The sequence below is a fragment of the Limosilactobacillus alvi genome, assembly GCF_016900115.1.
Taxonomy (GTDB): Bacteria; Bacillota; Bacilli; order Lactobacillales; family Lactobacillaceae; genus Limosilactobacillus; species Limosilactobacillus alvi.
Map to the genome: position 1 here is coordinate 1 of NZ_JACJJQ010000126.1, position 246 is coordinate 246.

The 246-nt window shown below is 59.8% G+C and carries 1 pseudogene; it reads right to left on the reverse strand.

The features are described from left to right. A pseudogene (locus H5993_RS09350) lies at positions 1-246 on the reverse strand (hypothetical protein); the annotation flags it as partial.

Here is a 246-nt window from a genome sequence, read left to right on the forward strand (position 1 = left end):
CACCCCAAACTGTTTGAGGAAAGGAAGACGGGTAAACACCTCGGTGTAATTGTGGAACTGCCAGCGGTCGGGAATGAGCTTCGGCGGGACGGACTGGATCTCCATGTTCGTCGACAAGGACATGAGGATCTGGTACACGAATGGGAACACCATGAGCACTCCGCCGAGCAGCAGAAGGATGTGCACCCCGACGAAGCGCCGCTGCGAGACGGTGTCGCCCCGCTTGGCAAGGGCCGCCACCTCTAC